14 protein-coding genes are annotated in these 16,511 nt (G+C 68.0%); all 14 read right to left on the reverse strand.

What is annotated here, in order from left to right; translation table 11 throughout:
- Window position 1: 1 nt before the first annotated feature.
- A complete protein-coding gene (locus tag BoBH3_RS21000) occupies window positions 2-1,045 on the reverse strand; it encodes a xanthine dehydrogenase family protein molybdopterin-binding subunit (protein ID WP_262332809.1) in 1,044 nt (347 codons plus the stop codon).
- 1 nt (window position 1,046) lies between these two features.
- On the reverse strand, window positions 1,047-2,783 hold the full coding sequence (locus BoBH3_RS21005) for a xanthine dehydrogenase family protein molybdopterin-binding subunit (protein ID WP_262332810.1): 1,737 nt from the start codon (window positions 2,781-2,783) through the stop codon (window positions 1,047-1,049).
- 17 nt (window positions 2,784-2,800) lie between these two features.
- The gene (locus tag BoBH3_RS21010; protein WP_262332811.1) at window positions 2,801-3,286 is read right to left on the reverse strand and encodes a (2Fe-2S)-binding protein; all 486 of its coding nucleotides are present in this window, start codon (window positions 3,284-3,286) and stop codon (window positions 2,801-2,803) included.
- 11 nt (window positions 3,287-3,297) lie between these two features.
- Window positions 3,298-4,131: an FAD binding domain-containing protein gene (locus BoBH3_RS21015; RefSeq protein WP_262332812.1), complete on the reverse strand. Its 834-nt coding sequence runs from the start codon at window positions 4,129-4,131 to the stop codon at window positions 3,298-3,300.
- Between the two features lies 1 nt (window position 4,132).
- A complete protein-coding gene (locus BoBH3_RS21020) occupies window positions 4,133-4,585 on the reverse strand; it encodes an SRPBCC family protein (protein WP_262332813.1) in 453 nt (150 codons plus the stop codon).
- A 2-nt stretch (window positions 4,586-4,587) separates the two neighbouring features.
- Window positions 4,588-5,025 (reverse strand): SRPBCC family protein, encoded by a 438-nt coding sequence (locus tag BoBH3_RS21025; RefSeq protein ID WP_262332814.1) that lies wholly within the window; start codon window positions 5,023-5,025, stop codon window positions 4,588-4,590.
- A gap of 10 nt (window positions 5,026-5,035) precedes the next feature.
- A complete protein-coding gene (locus tag BoBH3_RS21030; protein WP_262332815.1) occupies window positions 5,036-7,936 on the reverse strand; it encodes a flotillin family protein in 2,901 nt (966 codons plus the stop codon).
- A 28-nt stretch (window positions 7,937-7,964) separates the two neighbouring features.
- Window positions 7,965-8,840, reverse strand: coding sequence for a phosphoenolpyruvate hydrolase family protein (locus tag BoBH3_RS21035; protein ID WP_262332816.1), 876 nt, complete (start codon window positions 8,838-8,840; stop codon window positions 7,965-7,967).
- Window positions 8,837-11,086 carry an ABC transporter permease gene (locus tag BoBH3_RS21040; protein WP_262332817.1) on the reverse strand — a complete coding sequence of 750 codons (2,250 nt, stop codon included), beginning with the start codon at window positions 11,084-11,086 and terminating at the stop codon, window positions 8,837-8,839. Before BoBH3_RS21040 ends, BoBH3_RS21035 begins: the two co-directional genes overlap by 4 nt.
- On the reverse strand, window positions 11,079-11,867 hold the full coding sequence (locus BoBH3_RS21045; RefSeq protein WP_262332818.1) for an ABC transporter ATP-binding protein: 789 nt from the start codon (window positions 11,865-11,867) through the stop codon (window positions 11,079-11,081). The genes BoBH3_RS21040 and BoBH3_RS21045 overlap by 8 nt, the downstream gene beginning before the upstream one ends.
- Window positions 11,864-12,952 (reverse strand): branched-chain amino acid ABC transporter permease, encoded by a 1,089-nt coding sequence (locus tag BoBH3_RS21050; RefSeq protein WP_262332819.1) that lies wholly within the window; start codon window positions 12,950-12,952, stop codon window positions 11,864-11,866. Before BoBH3_RS21050 ends, BoBH3_RS21045 begins: the two co-directional genes overlap by 4 nt.
- Window position 12,953: 1 nt before the next feature.
- Window positions 12,954-13,967, reverse strand: coding sequence for a branched-chain amino acid ABC transporter permease (locus BoBH3_RS21055; RefSeq protein ID WP_262332820.1), 1,014 nt, complete (start codon window positions 13,965-13,967; stop codon window positions 12,954-12,956).
- Window positions 13,960-14,844, reverse strand: a complete 885-nt coding sequence (locus tag BoBH3_RS21060; protein WP_262332821.1) for a helix-turn-helix transcriptional regulator — start codon at window positions 14,842-14,844, stop codon at window positions 13,960-13,962. The genes BoBH3_RS21055 and BoBH3_RS21060 overlap by 8 nt, the downstream gene beginning before the upstream one ends.
- Before the next feature lie 186 nt (window positions 14,845-15,030).
- Window positions 15,031-16,281 (reverse strand): ABC transporter substrate-binding protein, encoded by a 1,251-nt coding sequence (locus BoBH3_RS21065; RefSeq protein ID WP_410050632.1) that lies wholly within the window; start codon window positions 16,279-16,281, stop codon window positions 15,031-15,033.
- Window positions 16,282-16,511 lie beyond the last annotated feature (230 nt).

Consider the following 16,511-nt stretch of genomic DNA (forward strand, 5'->3'; position numbering starts at 1 on the left):
GTCACCGCCAGTTCACCGGGCCGCCGCGGCGCGGACCGGGCTTGACGCCGCCATTGGCGCGGATGCCGCGCAGGATCTTCTCCGGCGTGATCGGCAGCTCGTCGACGCGCACGCCGACCGCGTTGTAGACGGCGTTGGCAATGGCGGGCAGTACCGGGTTGGCGCACATCTCGCCCGGCCCCTTGCCGCCGAACGGCCCGTCCGGCGCCGGCCGCTCCAGCACGGTGACGTGATAAGGCGCGACATCCCCCGGCCCCGGCATCAGATATTCGTTGAAGTCGCGCGGGCCGTGGTCAGGGTTGGGGTAATAGGGCTCCGGTGTCTCGTAGAGCGCGTGGCTGATGCCCATCCAGGCACCGCCGACGAGCTGCTGCTCGACCATGCGCGGGTTGATGACGCGGCCGAGTTCATAGGCGCTGGTCATCCGAAGTACCTCGACCTCCCCGGTTTCGTCGTCGACCGAAACGTCGGCCACGAGGGCGGCATGGGCGAAGGCGGTGTTCGGGTTCATCTCGCCCGTCTCGGCATCGACTGCCGAGAGCGGGATCAGGAAGATGCCGCGCCCGGCGATGGTCTTGCCCTGCTTGAACTGCGCGGCCTGCGCCGTCGCCTTGACGGTGATGGTCTTGGAGGGAGCGCCACGGACATGGATGTTGCCGCGCCCGTCGGTGACGAGATCGGCGGCGTTGACCTCTAGCTCCTCGGCCGCCGCATCGAGCAGCACGCCGCGAGCCTCGCGCGCGGCGGCGATGACGGCGTTGCCCATGCGGTGCGTGCCGCGCGAGGCGAAGGAGCCCATGTCATGCGGACCGGTGTCGCTGTCGGCGGTGTCGACGAACACGTCCTCGATCGGCACGCCCAGCGTCTCGGCCGCGATCTGCCGCGAGACCTGCTTCATGCCCTGGCCGAGGTCGATGGCCGAGAGCGCGACGGTGAACTTGCCTTCCGGGTTCGAGTGGATCAGCGCCTGGCTCGGATCGCCGCCGAGGTTCATGCCGATCGGGTAATTGACCGAGGCCATGCCGCGGCCTTCGTGACGGGCCATCTCAGCGCCTCCTCGTGCCGAAGACGGAGGAGAACCGCACCGCGCCGTGCTGAGGCTGCGCGGGGGCGGCCGGCGGGATCGGCAAGGGCGGCGCGCTCGCCGCCGGTTGATAGGCTGGCTGCAGTGACGGCGGGGCGATGGCCGGGTCGTAGGGCGGCGGATTCTGGCGCGGCGGGGCTTCGTAGCGAGGCACCTGTACAGGCGCCGGCTTGCCATCGCGCGCGCCCTCGAAGACCGGCTGCTTGCTGAGCGGGATGCGGGTGGTGCCGGCCGGCAACGTCTGGGTGGCGGGGCCGTTGCGCGTGTCGGGGCGGCCGATCTGGCCACGCTCGTCGAGTGGTGTCGCCGGGATCTGCGCGCGCTCGCCGCCTCCCCCGGTCAGCGAGGAAGCCCGCCTTGCCTGCTCCGAGATCGGCCAGTTCGCTTTCTCGGCAGCGACCTGCACGCATTCCACCAGTGCCGTGTTCTTGGCGACGCGGCGATGCGGCTTCATGTCCCCGTCGCGATACGCGTTGAGAATCCGGAACTCGACCGGGTCCATGTTGGCCGCCTCGGCGAGGCGGTCCATCTGGCACTCCAACGCGAAATCGACGGCAGTGACGCCAAAGCCGCGCATGGCTGTCGAAGGGCAGCGGTTGGTGTAGGCGACGTAGATGTCGGAGGCGACGTTCGGGATCGAATACGGTCCCGGGACGTGCGCCGTGCATTTGATCGCCGCATAGCTCGAGAGGCGCGTGTAGGCGCCGGCGTCGAAATAGCTGCGGATGTAACGGGCGACGATCCGCCCATCTCGCATCAGCCCGTCCTTCACGTAGATGCGCTCGGCCCCGCGCGGCGAGCCGTAGAGCATCTCCTCCTCCCGATCGAGGACATATCGCACCGGCCGGCCCGTCAGCATGGCGCCGAGCACGGTCAGCGGCTCGGTGAGTGAATCGACCTTGCCGCCGAAACCGCCGCCGACCGTCCCACCAACGAAATGAAGCTGGTTGGACGGAACATTGACGATCTTGGCCGTCGTATCGAGCGAGAAGAACAGGCCCTGCGCACAGGAATGCACGAGGTAGCGCCCATTCTGGTCCGGCGCGGCGATGGTGCCATTCGTCTCCGTCGGCGCGTGCTCGATCGGCGACATCTGGTAGCGGTGCTCGATGACGTGGTCGGCCCGGGCGAAAGCGGCCTCGACATCGCCGAAGCGCAGCTTCTGATGGTCGAAGCGCTGGTGATATTCGAAGTAGTTGCCAGGATAGGTCTCGTTGACGACCGGTGCGCCGGGCTTCAGCGCCTCCTCGACATCGAAGACCGTCGGCAACAGGTCGTACTCGACCCGAACGAGCTTGCGCGCCGCCAGCGCCTCCGCCTCGCTGTCGGCGAGGATCGCCACGACCGGCTCGCCCTTGTAGCGCACCTTGTCGACAGCGAGCGTCGGTTCGTCGTCCTTGCCGAAGTTGATGAGGCTCAACAGCGTGTTCTTGTTGACCGGCACATCGGCGCCGCGCAGCACGCGCTTCACCCCCGGCGCGCGCTCGGCGGCGGAGACGTCGATCGAGCGGATGCGGGCATGATGATGCGGGCTACGCACCAACTTGAGGTGCAGCAGCCCGTCGAAGGCGTGATCGTCGAAGAAGCGGGTGCGCGCCGTGACATGGCCCGGCATGTCCTGGCGCTGAACGCCCTTGCCGACGACGTTGAGGTTGTCGTCGCGCTCGTCGGCGAAGATCTCCTTGCGCATCTCAAGCATGGCAGCCTCCTCCGAGCTCAGGCGCGCCGCATGCCGGCACCGCCGGCTGCAGCTGCGAGGATCGCGGCGATGATCGGCTCGTAGCCGGTGCAGCGGCAGATATTGCCGCTGATCGCCTCGACGACCTCGTCGCGGGTTGGATTGGGATTCTTCGTCAGCAAGGCGCGGGCGGCGGTCAGCATACCCGGCGTGCAGAAGCCGCACTGCGCCGCGAAATTGTCCATGAAGGCCTGCTGCAGCGGGTGCAGGTTCGGCCCGTCGGCCATGCCTGAGGCCGTCTCGATCTGCTTGCCCTCGCAGGAGATCGCGAGCGTCAGGCAGGAGAGCTGCGGCTCGCTATCCACCAGCACCGTGCAGACGCCGCAGGTGCCCTGCCCGCAGCCATATTTGGGCCCGAAGTCGCCGAGGCCGCGGCGCAGCAGGTCTAGCAAGTTGCCCGCCGGATCGACGAAACCGGCGCGCTCGCTGCCGTTGAGGCGGAACTGGACGGGGAGCTTGGCCATGATCCCTCTCCTCAGCGCGGTTCGCCGGCGAGCAGCCGGCCGAGATGGACGGGCAGGATTTCGCGCCGATACCAGTCGCTGGCGATGGCGTCCGTCGCGGGCCGGGTGCCTTCCAGCGCAGCCTGCTTCGCCGCCTGGATCGCGGCCTGGTCGAGCGGCTTGCCGTCGAGCACGCGCTCGACGCCGCGGGCCCGCATCGGGACAGGTGCCATCGCGCCATAGGCGACGCGGGGCTGCACCAGCCGCCCGCCCGAAGCCGGAAGATGCGCAGCGATGGAGAGCACCGAGATGCCCTTTGGCTTCACGCGGCTGATCTTGCGGAAGAGGAAGTCGGAGGGGTTCTGCGGCCGTGTGAACTGCACGGCCGTGACCAGCCCCTGCGCCTGCCCCGCCCCGCCCCGCTCGCGCCCGGCTAGGAAATCCTCCAGCGGCACGGCCCGGCCGGAGCCGTAGCCCGCCTGCACCACGACCTCTGCGCCGAGCGCCAGCAACGCCACGGTGAAATCGCCATAGGGCGTCTCGGCGAAGAGATTGCCGCCGATCGTTGCCATGGTCCGGATCGCAGGCCCGCCGATGGCGCGCGCCGCAGCATGCAGATAGGCGAGGTCTCGGTTGGCGAGCACGGCCGCCATTGTCACGCCGGCGCCAATCTCGACACGCGCGCCACCGGCATTGACCTGCCGGAAGGCCGGATCGGTGACGCGCAGCAGCGTGCCCTCGGTCAACCTGCCCTCGTTGACATCCCGCATCACCAACGTGCCGCCGGCGATGAGCAGGGCCTGCCGGTCTCCGGAGAGGATGCCGGCGGCTTCGGACAGGGTGGCGCAGCTTCTCACATCGAGCATGTCAAACGCCCTCCCCCGCCATTTCCGGCAGGCGGCGCACTGCCTCGATGCCGTTGGTGTAGACCTCGTCGCCGACCAGCCGGGCGAGTTCCGCCTCGCGCCCCGGCGGCGTGGTGAAGCGGCTCTCCCAGTGCCAGAAGCTGCGGTTGCCATCGGTCACAGGCAGCAGCCGGACATGCGCCACGTAGTTGAAGAGCGGGATCGGCGTGTCGAGCAGGCAGTAGCTGAAGGTCATCTCGAGATCGGAGAGTGTGAGAAGCTGCTCCCGCAGCTCGCTGCCGTCGCGGAGCTGGAAGCGGCGCACGCAACCGACGCGGTCAGAAGGGTTGGCGCGCTCGATCTCGCTGCGGGCGACGATCGGGTGCCAGCGGTCATGGCCGTTGAAGTCACGCAGGATCGACCAGAGCCGGTCGACCGGCGCATCGATGATGGTGCTGCGGACGACATGGGGCATCGCTATCCCCCGAAAGCGCGCTTGAGGGCGTCGAAGCCACCCTGGAAGACATTGGTCCCGATGCCGGCGACCAGTTCGGCCTCCTGCTCGGGGGCGCAGTCGAAATCGGCCGACCACTCGATGAAGGTGCGTTCCTGGTCGGTGATCGGCGTCAGCCTCAGCGTCGCGACGTAGTTCGTCAGCGGCATCGGCGAGTCGAGGATCGCATAGGTGCAGAACATGTCGTAGTCCGACAGGCCGAGAAGCTGCTCGCGCAGCCGGTCGCCGCTGCGCAGCGAGAAGGCGCGGATGCAGCCGACCTTGTCGGCCGGGTCGCCGTTCTCGATGCGGCTCTCGGCGATGCGGGGGTGCCAGTTCGGCAGCCCGTTGAAATCGCGCACGCGGGCCCACACCTTGGCGGCGGGGGCTCCGATGACGCTGGAAACATAGACGCGGGCCATCTCTCTCCCCTCAAGCCTTCTCGGCCGGGCCGGACCCGCCACTCGAGCCCTCGCCACCGCTGCTGCCACCGCCCTTCGACTTGGCGGGCTGCGGCTGCGCCTCCTTGGCGACGCGCTGCATGTCGGAGGCCTCGCGCATCAGCCCACCCATCTTGGCGAGGTTACCGCCCTCGATGCCGATCTCCTTCAGCACCTGGTCGATCATCGGTGCCTGGACGCGGTAGCGCAGCGCAGATTCGATGACCTCGTCAGTGGGTGAGCGCGCCGCTCCGCCCGCCCCGCCTGCGCCTGAGCCCCCCGCCAGCCCGTCGACATGGAGGATGCGGATGCCCTCGATCTTCTCCATGGGCTTGACGCTCTCGCGCACGATGCCCTCGATCTTGTCGAGCAGGCGGCGGCGGAAGAGCCCGTAGCGAGCGCCGTCGCTGAGTACGTTCTCGGCCTCGTAGAGCAGCTTCTGAGCCTCGGCCTCTACAGTCCGGCGGACCTTGTCGGCCTCCGCCGCGATGCGGGATTCCTCGGCTGCCTTTTCTGCGAGCAGCACCTCGACGGTCTTTCGACGCTCGGCATTGGCGCTCTCGCGCACGGTCTTGACCCTCTCCTCGGCTTCGACCGCCTTCACGCGGGCAGCCTCGGCGTTGGCCTGCGCGGCGGATTCCTCCAGCGACTTGGCGTAAAGCGCGATCGCCTTGTCCATGGCGGCGGACTCGACCTCGCGTTCGCGCTCGATCTCCAGCTTGCGCAGCTCACGCTGGCGACCGACGCGCGCCTCGTCGAGCCCGCGATCGGAGGAGATGCGCGCCCGCTCGACCTCCTCGTGGGAGGCGATCTCGGCCTCCTGCAGGGATTGGGTGCGGGCGATCTCCAACTGCTCCAGCGCACGGCGGCGCTCGATGCGGGCCGCCTCCAGCGCCTGCTCGCGGGCAATGTCGACGGTCTCGACGAGCTGGCGCGCCGTAATCTCGGCCTGCCGCAGCGAACGGTCAGCGTCGGCGCGCTCGACCTTCTTGGCGGCGACCTCGATGGCGCGCTCCTCCTCCGCGACCTCGATCGCCTTCTTCTGGGCAATCTGGAGCATCTCACGGATCTTGCTCGCGTCGATCTTCTCCTGGTCGAGACCGAGTTCTGTCTCGATGCGCTGGCGCTCGACGGTGTCGCGGCGCCTGAGCTCAGCCGCATCGAGATCGGCATTGCGCTTGATCTCCAGCTCGCGGGTGGAGAGTTCGGCGGCGATGCGCTCGGCTGCAACCGCCTTCTCCTGCGCGATGCGGGCGGCCTCCACCGCCTCACGCGCGGAAATCTCGGCGGTGTCGATCGCCTTCGTCCGGGCGATCTCGAGATTACGGACTTCCTCGTCGCGGCGGATGCGCTCGCTGGAGATCGTCTTCTCCTGGCGGATGCGCGTCTTGTCGACGCTTTCGCGGGCGGAAATTTCGGCGGCCTCGACCGCTTCTGTGCGCTCGATTTCGCGCAGGCTCTTGCGCTGCTCCAGACCGATCCGCTCGGCGGTGATGACGTCCTCCTGCGCGATGCGGGCTTTCTCCACCGTTTCGCGTGCAGCGATCTCGGCCTCGTCGAGCGCCTGGTTGCGGGCGATCTGCAGGGCGCGCACGCGCTCCTCCTGGCCGATCCGCGCCGTCTCGACAGCCTCGCGGGCCGCGATGTCCTCCTGCTCCAGCGTGCGGGTGCGCTCGATCTCTCGATTGCGCACCTCCTGCTCGCGGGCGATGCGCTCGGCATTGACCGCGGCTTCCTGCAGGATGCGGGCCTTCTCGGTGGTTTCGCGCGCGGCAATCTCGGCGGCCTCGATCACCTGGGCGCGCTCGATTTCCTTCTGCCGGATCGCACGCTCGGAGGCGATGCGGGCGGCGTTGATCCCCTGCTCATTGGCGATGCGGGCCTTCTCGACCTGCTCGCGGGCGACGATCTCGGCCTCCTCGACGGCGCGCGTGCGGTCGATCTCCTGCTGGCGGATGTCCTTCTCCGAGGCGATGCGCGCCTCGCTGATCGCCCGCTCATTGGCGATGCGGGACTTCTCGATCTCCTCGCGCGAGGTGATCTGCGCCTGCTCGGCCTCGGTGTCACGCACGGCGCGCTCGCGGGCGACCTCGGCGCGCTGCACCGCGCGCTTGATCTCGATCTCGCGCTGCTGCTCCAGCCGCGCCGCTTCGCTCTCGCGCTCGATGTCGAGCGCCTGGCGCTCGGCCTCGAGGTTGCGGGTCCGGATACGGATCATCGAGTCCTGCTCGATGTCGTTGCGCAGCTTCCGCTTGTCCTCGATCTCCTCGATGATCCGCGTCAGACCTTCGGCGTCGAAGCGGTTGGACGGGTTGAAGAACTGCAGGTCGGTCTGGTCGAGGTCGGTCAGCGCGACCGATTCCAGCACGAGGCCGTTCTGGTCGAGCGCCTCGGCGGCGGCGTCCTTGACGCGCTGGACGTAAGAGCCGCGCTGCTCGTGCATCTCCTCCATCGTCATCTCGGAGGCCACTGTGCGCAGCGCCGAGATGAACTTGCCGGAGAGCAGCGCATTGAGCTGGTCGGGCTGAAGCGTGCGCCGGCCGAGGGTGGCGGCGGCGATGGAGACCGCTTCTCGCTCCGGCCTGACCCGGACATAAAACTCGGCATCGATGTCGACCCGCATGCGGTCGCGGGTGATGAGCGCGTCGTTGCTGGCGCGCGTCACCGCGAGCTGCAGCACGTTCATATTGACCGGCGTGACGTCGTGGATGATCGGCAGGACGAAGGCGCCGCCGTTGATGACCACCTTTTCGCCGAAGAGGCCGGTGCGGACGAAGGAGACCTCCTTCGAGGAGCGGCGATAAAGCCAGTTCACCAGATAGACGACGATGGCGATGACGATCACCGCCACGATCAGCCAGAGGATGAGCGATCCGATCAGCTGTCCCGTCATGTCCTCATCCTCCCGCCCCGAGCCCGGATCACTTCGTTTTGCCGACCTTGCGCGCCGGCTTTGTCGTCTGCGGCGTGGCGCCGATCGTCTTGAAGGCGCGCGTCTGGTCGCGGATCGCGACCTCGACCGGCAGGCGCTCCATCGAGGAGGCGCCGTAGAAGCCGTGGCAGTGCCTGGTGTTCTTCATGATGAAGTCGGCATCGGCCGGCTCGGCCACCGGCCCGCCATGGACCAGGATGATCGCGTCCTTCTTCACCTTGAGCGCCGCGGCGGCCCAGGCATCGACCAGCGCCGGGCAGTCTGCGAGCTTCAGCGCCGTCTCGGCGCCGATGCTCCCGCCCGTCGTCAGGCCGAGATGACAGACGATGATGTCGGCGCCGGCCGCGGCCATGGCGCGGGCGTCGTCCTCGCAGAAGACGTAAGGCGTCGTCAGCAGGCCCCTGGCGTTGGCGAGAGCGACCATCTCGACCTCGAGGCCGTATCCCATGCCGGTCTCTTCGAGATTCTTGCGGAAGACGCCGTCGATCAGCCCGACCGTCGGGAAATTCTGGATGCCGGCGAAGCCGACGCGCTGCACCTCGTCGAGGAAGACATCCATGCGGCGGAACGGATCGGTGCCGCAGACGCCCGCGATCACCGGAGTCTGCTTCACCACCGGCAGCACCTCGGCGGCCATCTCCATGACGATGGCGTTGGCGTCACCATAGGGCATCAGCCCGGAGAGAGAGCCACGCCCGGCCATGCGATAGCGGCCGGAATTGTAGATGACGATGAGGTCGATGCCGCCGGCCTCCTCGCATTTGGCCGAAAGCCCGGTGCCCGCGCCGCCGCCGATGATCGGCTCGCCTTTCGCGATCATCGCCCGGAAGCGCTTGAGCAGGGTCTTCTTGTCGAAAGCGGTCATCCCCGTCCTACCCCCGCCCGCTCGCGTCGGCGCCCGGCATGCAGCGCGCGGAAATGCTGCACGAGGGCGGCGGCAAAGGCCGGGTCATTGATGTGGAGCGGCATGCGGATGAGCTGCCGGTTGGTGGTGGTGCGGACGGTCTGTTCCAGTGCCAGGAAGAGCGCCGAGTCCGCAGCGGGATCGTGAAAGGGCTGGCCGGCGGCATCCAGAGCCGAGACGCCGAGCTCGGGGATGAGGAAGCGCACCGGCCCCTCCATCTCGTTCAGCCGCTCGCCGATCCAACGACCCATGCGGGCGTTCTCTTCCGGTGTCGTCCGCATCAGCGTGATCTGCGGGTTGTGCGGATAAGTTTTCCTGCCGCGATAGCGCTCCGGCATTGTCTCGGGCGCGGCGAAGTTCACCATGTCGAGCGCACCGACCGAGCCGACATAGGGGATGCGCGTGCGGATGATGGCGCCGAAGCGATCCTCGGTCGCGGGCAGGATGCCGCCCATCATCATGTCGCAGATCTCGGTGGTCGAGACGTCGATGACGGCGCCGACCAGCCCGGAATCGACGAGCTTTTCCATGGAGCGCCCGCCCGTGCCGGTGGCGTGGAAGACGAGCGGCTCCCACTCGGCCTCGACCAGCTTCGCGACCTGCTGCACGCATGGGGTGGTGACGCCGAACATGGTCAGGCCCACCAGCGGCTTCTCGGCCTGCTCCCGGCGGCGCGGGGTTTCGCGCCGGAGGTCGGCGAGGCGGGCCTTCGCCATCGCGGCCATGGCGCGCGCGCCATTGCCGAGCACCAGGCGCGAGACCTGGTTGATGCCCTGCACGTCGGTGACGGCGTTGAGCATCGCGATGTCGGCGGCGCCGACATAGGCGCGGACATCGCCCGAGGCCATGGTCGAGATCATCAGCTTGGGCAGGCCCACCAGCAGTTCCTGCATCGCCGGCGTCACCATCGCCGTCGCGCCCGAGCCGCCGGCCGAAATCACGCCGAGCACGCCCTGCTGGCGCGGCAGCCAAGCCTTGAACGCCTCCGTCATCGCCGCCACCGCCGTGCCGCGGTCGCCCGAGGAGATGCCGGCCGAGCCGCGGGGATGGGCGAGCGCGATCTCCTGCGGCGTCACGTCCCCGCCGGCGCTGCGGCCCGAGGTCGATATGTCAACCAGTCGCGTGCGCAGCCCCTCGGCGCGGATCAGGTCGCGGATGAAGCGCAGTTCCTCGCCCTTGGTGTCGAGCGTGCCGGCAACCACGACATAGGGCTCAGCCCCGGTGGTGGCGGCGAGCGGCCGGACATCGCCGACCGGACGGCCGTCCAGCGTCGCCAGCGTCGGGCGCGAGATGGTGCGGGCCTGCGCTTCGATACGGGCCGCCGGCACGGGCTGCGACCAGCGCGTCGGGATGGTGGGATTCGAGAGGTAGACGCGCATCGGCCCGGCCGCCTGCTGCGGAGCCGCCGTGGCTGATACGCCTGCGGGCGCGCCGCCGGCACCCGCAGCGTCGGTTTCGTCATGGCCGTGGCGGCCGACGCCGAGCAGGCGCTGCTGCAGGTCGCGATCCCCAGCCAGAGTGGCCGAGGCGATGACGCGGTTGATCCGGCCGTTGACCATGATGGCGACGGGGTCGGACATCTGGGTCGCGACGCCGATGTTCTGCTCGATGACGAGGATCGCGACATCGCCCTGCTCGGCGAGGCGCACCAACATTTCCTCGACATGGGCGACGATGACGGGGGCGAGCCCCTCGGTCGGTTCGTCCATGATGAGCAGGCGCGGATTGAGCAGCAGCGCGCGGCTGATCGCCAGCATCTGCTGCTCGCCGCCGGACAATTGCGCGCCGCCGTTGTTGCGCCGCTCGGCAAGACGCGGGAAGACCTCGTAGATGCGCTCGGGCGTCCAGGCACCGCGCTTGCCGCGCTGCATCAGCCGCAGATGCTCGTCGACGGTCAGCGAGCGCCAGAGCCTGCGGCCCTGCGGCACATAGCCGACGCCGAGGCGGGCAATCTCGGCGGGCGCGCGGCCGGCGATCTCCTCGCCGAACAGACGGATCGAGCCCGCGGCGATCGGCACGAGCCCCATGACCGCCTTGCACATGGTGGTCTTGCCCATGCCGTTGCGACCAACGACGGAGAGCACCCCACCCTGGAGCGTGAGATCGACGCCCTGCAGGGCGTGGGAACGGCCGTAGAAGACGTTGAGGCCCGCGATGTGCAGAGCTGGAATTCCAGCTGCAGGAGGGGCCATGAAGCGCTCAGCCATGGGCGCCTCCGAGGTAAAGCTCCTGCACCTCGGGATCGGACTCGATCTCGGCGGGCGGCCCTTCCTTGAAGATGCGGCCGTTGTGCATCATCGTGACGCTTTCGACCACGCGCAGCGCCACATCCATGTCGTGCTCGATGATGATGTAGCCGATATGGGCCGGCAGCGAGGTCAGGATGTGGACGAGGTCGCGCCGCTCGGTCGGCGAGAGGCCCGCCGCCGGCTCGTCGAAGAGGATGAAGCGCGGCGCGCCGGAAAGCGCGAGCGCGATCTCCAATTGGCGTTGCTGGCCATAGGCGAGCTCGCCGACCAGCCGGTCCTTCACCGGGGTCAGATGCACGGCCTCGACGAGGTTCTGCGCGGCTTGCACGAGCGTGTCGTCGCGGCGCGGGCGGCGCAGCGAGAAGCGGTTTCGCGAGACGCCCCGGCAGGCGAGGTAAACGTTGTCGATGACCGAGAGGCCGGCGAAGAGGGAGGAGATCTGGTAGGTGCGGCGCAGGCCGCGGCGGATGCGCTCCTGCGGCGGAAAGGCGGTGACGTCCTCGCCAAAGAAGCGGATCACCCCCGAGCTCGGCGCGAAATCGCCGGTGATGCAGTTGAACAGCGTGGTCTTGCCGGCGCCGTTCGAGCCGAGCACGGCGCGCCGCTCGCCCGGCCGCACCGAGACGGTGACGTCCGACAGAGCGGCCAGCGCTCCGAACAGCCGCGAGACGCCGCGCAGCTCGAGTGCATTTGCGGAGCCCGCCGCGGCGAGCCCATCGCGGGTCGGCAGCGCACTCATGGCCCGCCTCCACCGATGCGCATCTGCGCCGCCTTCGCCTCCCGGCTGCGCCGATGGCGCTCGCGCAGCCGCTGCCAGATTCCGACGAGTCCGTCAGGCGAGAACAGCACGATGGCGAGGAAGCCCGCTCCGACCACCAGCTGGTAGCGCTTGCCGTCGAGGCCAGCAGCGGTCAGCAGATCGAGCGAGAAGGTCCGCAGGATCACATAGACCAGAGCGCCGACGAAGGGGCCGATCGGCCGGCTCAAGCCCCCGACCACGGCGATGATGAGAATGTCGACCACCGGGCCGATGCCAGCCGTGCCGGGCGAGACCTGCCGCTGATACCAGACCAGCAGGACGCCGGCGAAGGCAGCGATGACCGAGGCAAAGGCATAGGCCGCGATGCGATGCGCCACGACGTCGAAGCCGAGCGCCGCCATGCGGCGCGGATTGTCGCGCGTGCCCTGGAGCGCCAGGCCAAAAGGCGCACGCGCGCAATAGATCACCGCCCAGTAGGCCAGCGCCGCGCAGGCCAGCACCAGATAATAGAAGGGTATGTTCTCGCCCCACGCGACTCCGAGGAAAACTGGCGGAATGACGCCGTTGAAGCCGCTGAACCCGTTGAAGATCGTGTAGTTCTGCAGGCAGAGGTAGTAGAAGGCCGAGGCGATCGCGAGCGTGATCATGATGGTGTAGATGCCCTCGGTGCGGACCGAGAGCGCCCCGCTCAGCGTGCCGAAGATCGTCGCGAGAAACACGGCCACCGGAACGGCCATCCACCATGGCCATTTCAGGCTGATCTGGGTGATGGCGCTGTCGCCGAGGATCGCGACGAGATAGGCCGCGAAGGCCGCGACCGTCATCTGCACCAGGCTGACGATGCCGCCATATCCGCCCAGGAACATCAGGCTGAGCGCGACCATCCCGAGGATCATCGCGTAGGCGACGATCTGTACGAGCCAGAAGGGGCTGGCGATGGCCGGCATCGCCAGGAGCAGCACGACAACGACCCAGAAGCCCGTGCCCTGCCTCGCCAGCAGTTCACCGAGGCCCTCTCGTGGGCGGGGGGCGTAGGTCGCGGGGCGTGGATCGGCGATCGCCATCTCAGCGCCTCACGGCCGCCAGGCCCTGCGGCCTGACCGCGAGCACCGCGACCATGATGATGAAGGTCAGCATCACGGCGTAGGTCGGCATGTAGACGGAGCCGAACTGCTCGGCGAGGCCGACGATCAGGGCCCCCATCGCCGCGCCGGGGATCGAGCCCATGCCGCCGACGATGACGACGACGAGCGAGGAGAGCAGGATCTTGGTGTCCTCGCCCGGCTGCAGCGACTGGAAGGTGCCGCCGACGACGCCGGCGAGCCCGGCGAGCCCTGCCCCGAAGGCGAAGACCATGACGAAGACGAGCTGCACCCGCACGCCCGTCGCCGAGAGCATGTCGCGGTCGTCGACGCCGGCGCGCACCAGCATGCCGACGCGCGTGCGGTTCAGCGCGAGCCACATGGCGATGCCGAGGATGATCGCGCCGACCAAAATGGCGATCCGCACCAGCGGATAGGTCATCATGATGGCATCGCCGTTGCTGCGCAGCCCGACGACGAAGGGCAGTTGCACGGGCCCCGAGAGCCAATCCGGCGTCGTGACCTGGAAGGTGTCGCCGCCATAGCCCCAGAGCAGCAGATCGGCGGCGATGATGGAGACGCCGATCGTGACCAGCGTCTGGCGGAGATCCTGCCCCTCCATCCAGCGGAAGAGCAGGACCTGCATCAGGACGCCCGCCAGCGCGACGATGATGAAGGCACCGATCAGCGCGAGCAGCCAGGAGCCGGTCAGGCTGCCGATGCTGTAGCCGACATAGCCGCCGAACAGATAGAGCGAGCCATGCGCGAGGTTGACGTTGCGCATCAGGCCGAAGATCAGCGTGAAGCCGCTGGCGACGAGGAAGTAGAGCGCCCCCAGCGTGATGCCGTTGAAAAGCGCGCTGAGGAACACGCGCTTGCGGCCGAGCATCGCCTCCATGCCCGGACTCCAGACGGTGAAGACAAGGAGCAGGAAGAAGCCGAGCGCGATCAGGATGATGAGCGACCAGACCGGGCGGCGGGCGATGAAATCAGACATGGGCAGCTTCCCGCGGACCCTGCCCGATCACGCCCCTCGCCGCCGCGCCGGAATCGACCAGGCGCAACGCGCGACGATAATCGCTCGGCGCCATGCCCATATGGGCGGTGAAGAAGCGGGTGAAGACGCTCTGGCAGGAGAAGCCGAGCCCGTCGCTGATCGAGGTGACCGGATCGCGCGACATCACGATGCGGTCGAGCGCCGCGTCGAGCCGGACGGTGTTGGAGAAGACCGTCGGAGTGACGCCGATCTGCTCTTTGAAGAGCTTGAAGAAATGGGCGCGCGAGAGGCCGGCCTCGCGGGCGACGCTCGCGAGCACGCCTTCATGCGATGGGTGCTCCTCAAGCAGTCGGCAGGCGCGCCGCACGCGCCGGTCGATGGCGTCCTCCTCCGCGAGATGGATCAGCGAGGAGGCGAGATCGCAGCCGATCGGCTCGCTGGAGGCCTGGGCCAGCGCCATCAGCACGGCGGAGAGGTTCAGCTCGCGGCGGGAACAGAGCAACATCTCGACGGCCTTGTCGCGCCAGGCGGCCAGCTCGCGGGTGACGACCAGTTCCGAGGACGGGAAAACGAGCCCGCCCGCGGGCGTCGTCGTCTGCGCCGCCAGCCAATCCGGCTTGAGGTAGACGACCAGGAACAGCCCGAATGAACCGTTGCGCTCGGGCTGGAAGTTGTGCGGTTCCCACGGATTGATCGCGACGCCCATGAAAGGATCGACACGGATCGACTGTCCGTTGACATCGACGCGCCCCATCCCGCCTTCCAGATAGAAGATCAGGTGCGCTTCCCGATGGGCATGCAGCACCAGCGGGCGATCGAGATCGTAGATCGATACCCGGCCGAAGGGACCGTGGCAGACCGCGACTGCGCGACTCATGGCTCCTCGCGTAGCAGTGCCCGGACGGCGAATGGCTGCCTCATCAGGTAGCCTCGCCCGATGCCTCCCGCGGGCGCGGGCGACGTCATCGATCCGGGACGGGACGGCGGTCGGAACGGGGGCGCCTATCGCAGGCGGCGCCCCCTCCGGAAATCGAGCGCTTGCTCAGCGCTTCATCGCTTCGCCTTACGGCTTGCAGTCAGGGTTCGTCCGCGAGGGCAGCCCCACGGCCTTGAACGCCTCCGCGGACAGGCCGAGCGTCTGCGGAACGTCGGGCACCGTCTTGACGAACTTGTTGGTCAGCTCGCCGTTCGGCAGTTCGGTGACCTCGGTGATGAAGGTCGTGGCGATGGCGTGCCGGTTGTCGTCGAGCTTGATCCTGCCGTTCGGAGCATCGAGCTCGGTCTTCGCGAGCTCGGCCCGGAGCTTGGCGCCACCGTCCGATATATCGCCGCCGATCTTGTCCATGGCCTTCGCCACCGCGTTGAACGCATTGTAGTAGTTCGCGGCGAAGAGCGAGGGGCTGGCGAAGCGCTTGTCGGCCGGGAAGGCATCCTGGTAGGCCTTCACGAAGGCCACCCATTTCGGATCGTCCCAGGCATCGGCGACACCGCTGGACGAGGGCGTGCCGACGAGCAGGCGCTTGGCCGCTCCCTTCGAGGAGAGCACGGTCTGGTCGACCATGATCGAGCCGCCGACGAACTTCGCCTTGCCGCCGGTCTGGCTGTACTGGTTCAGGAAGTTGACCGCATCGCCGCCGCCGAGGCCGAGGAAGACGGCATCGACATCGTCAGGGATATTGGCGATGACCGAGCCGAAATCCTTGGTGCCGAGCGGCACCCACTGGCGCTGCGCGATCTGTCCGCCCGCCTTGCAATAGCCCAGCGCGAAGCCGAAGACCTGCGTATAGGGGAACGAATAGTCCTCCGCGATCACCGCGAGCTTCTTGTAGCCCTTGTCCTTGAGGACATATTCGCCGAGGCCGGCCATCCACTGCGCGCCGTCGCTATTGAAGCGGAAGAAGTTCGGCGACGGATTGATGAAGGTTGTCTCGAGCGCGCCAGAGGAGCCGTTGACCATGACGAGGTTCGGCACCGTCTTGCTGTAATCACGCATCGCGATGCCTTCGGACCCCGACAGCGGCCCAATGACGATCTGGACCTTGTCCTGCTCGACGAGCTTGCGCGCCGCACGCAACGCCGAATCCGGGCTGGCGTCAGTCGCGGCGATGATGAACTCGATGTCCTTGCCGGCAATCTTGTTGTTGGCCTGCTTGGCCGCAAGCTGCAGGCCGCGGACGCCGTCCTCGCCGCCCGAAGTCAGCGCGCCCGAGAGCGTCGCCATCACACCGATCTTGAGTTTCTCCTGCGCCTGAACGGCGCTGGATGCTGCCAATAAACCGCAGGCCGCCACGGCGGCCATAAGCGCCTTGCGCATCGTCTCTTCCCTCCCTGCGTGTCCGGACGTGCCGAAGGGTTGAACGGCGACGCCGGTGGCGGTTTTTGTCCCGCTCTAAGGGACACGCTACCACAGGGCGTCGGACTGCCAAGGTCGGCGACATTGCCGAGGGTCTGCTTTTTCAAGCGATTGGTGCCGTTCACGCAGGATTCCGCTGCCGGAACCACCTCTGGAGCCCACGATTCCGCCAGCCGCACGGGATGAAGTCA

Origin of the sequence: Allobosea sp. BH3 (assembly GCF_025499465.1) — a bacterium.
Lineage (GTDB): Bacteria > Pseudomonadota > Alphaproteobacteria > Rhizobiales > Beijerinckiaceae > Allobosea.